Below are 2,031 nucleotides of genomic sequence, written 5' to 3' on the forward strand. Positions count from 1 at the left end.
GAAAATAGGCAGCAAGACCGGGGGCGGGGGTGCCTTGCAACGCCTGCTGAACCTTGGCGTGCCTGCCGAGATGATCGCCGAGATCGAGAAAACCGGCAAACCGCCGCTGTCCGTCACCCTGATGGCCCCGCGCGATGGCGTGGTGCTGGAGCGTATGGCGGTCGATGGCATGATGGCCGAAGCTGGCGAGACGTTGTTTCGCATTGCCGATACCTCGACCGTCTGGATCATCGCCGATGTGCCGGAATATGAACTGGCGTCCGTGCAGCGCGGTGCTGCGGCCACCGTGCGCTTTCGCAGCATGCCGGGGCGGGCGTTCACCGGCAAGGTTGACCAGATTTACCCCGAAACTCAGGCCGAAACCCGCACCGCCAAAATCCGGATCGAACTGCCAAACCCCGATGGTGCCATGATCGCACACATGTATGCCGATGTAGAGATTGCTGCGGGTGCGCTGGCCCCTGTGGTCACCGTGCCGGATTCTGCGGTGATCGACAGCGGTGACCGCCAGGTGGTGATCGTTGATCTCGGCGAGGGCCGTTTTGAGCCGCGCGATGTGCAACTTGGCCAGCGCGGCGCGGGCATGGTCGAGATCAGGCAAGGTTTGGCAGAGGGCGAGACGGTTGTAGTGTCGGCCAATTTCCTGATCGACGCCGAAAGCAACCTAAAGGCTGCATTGTCGGCGCTGACCCCGGCGGAGGCAAAGCCATGATCGCCAAACTGATCGGCTGGTCGGCCCGCAATCTGGTGCTGATCCTGTTTGCCGCCGCGGTTGCGGTTGCGGGGGGCGTCTATGCCATTCGCACGTTGCCGCTCGATGCGATACCTGACCTTTCGGATGTGCAGGTGATCGTGTTGACCGATTACCCCGGCCAAGCGCCGCAGGTGGTCGAGGATCAGGTGACCTATCCGCTGACAACGGCGATGCTGACCGTGCCAAGGTCCAAGGTGGTGCGCGGTTTTTCCTTCTTTGGCGTGTCGTTTGTCTATGTGATTTTCGAAGACGGCGTTGATCCGTATTGGGCCCGCAGCCGCGTGCTGGAATATCTGAATGCCGCTGCAAGTCGGCTACCCGACGGGGTAACGCCAGCCCTTGGCCCGGATGCCACCGGGGTTGGCTGGGTCTATCAATACGCGCTGGTCGGCAAGGAATTGTCGCTGGCCGAACTCCGCAGTTTGCAGGACTGGGTGGTGCGCTTTGCCGCCTCAAAGGCCGATGGCGTGTCCGAGGTGGCCAGCGTCGGTGGATTTGTGAAGCAATATTCCATTGTCGTCGATCCGGCCCGGATGCGAGCACAGGGCGTGACGCTGGCTGACATCGGCCAGGCGGTGCGCGACAGCAATATGGATACCGGCGGGCGCACTATTGAAATCTCGGAGTTTGAATTCATGGTGCGCGGGCGCGGCTATCTGAAGGGTACCGCCGATATTGAAAACATCACCCTGATGACCAAATCCGGCGTGCCCTTAAGGCTGTCAGATGTGGCGCAGGTGGAAATCGTGCCCGATGAACGGCGCGGCATCACCGAGTTGAACGGCGATGGCGAGGTCGCCAGTGGCATCGTGCTGCAACGGGTCGGCTCGAACGCCCTGACGGTGATCGACAATGCCAAGGCCGCTTTGGCCGATGTGCAAAAGGCGTTGCCCGCGGGCACTGAAATCGTGCCGGTCTATGACCGGTCAACCCTGATCAACTCGGCGATTGAAACTCTGAAAGGCACCTTGCTGGAGGAGAGTCTTGTGGTGGCGGCCGTCACCATCATCTTCCTGCTGCACGTCCGCTCGGCTTTGGTAGCGATCATCATGTTGCCGGTCGGCATCCTGATGGCGTTTTCGGCGATGAAGTTTCTGGGGCTTGGATCCAATATCATGAGCCTTGGCGGCATTGCGATTGCCATCGGGGCGATGATCGACGCGGCGATTGTGATGATCGAGAACGCGCACAAGCATCTGGAACGCGCCGAACCCGGCAAGCCAAGGGTCGAAATTCTGATCGAAGCGGCGGCAGAGGTTGGCCCGGGGCTGTTCTTC

2 protein-coding genes are annotated in these 2,031 nt (G+C 61.1%); both read left to right on the plus strand.

Annotation, left to right across the window (positions count from 1 at the left end; translation table 11 throughout):
* Window positions 1-712, plus strand: a 712-nt coding sequence (locus tag AKV04_RS09895; RefSeq protein ID WP_156317454.1) for an efflux RND transporter periplasmic adaptor subunit, incomplete at its 5' end; no start/stop codon positions are given.
* The coding region (locus AKV04_RS09900; protein ID WP_162232855.1) for an efflux RND transporter permease subunit at window positions 709-2,031 on the plus strand (1,323 nt) is incomplete at its 3' end. The genes AKV04_RS09895 and AKV04_RS09900, both read left to right, overlap by 4 nt.

The organism is Cypionkella psychrotolerans (assembly GCF_001294535.1).
Classification (GTDB): Bacteria; Pseudomonadota; Alphaproteobacteria; order Rhodobacterales; family Rhodobacteraceae; genus Cypionkella; species Cypionkella psychrotolerans.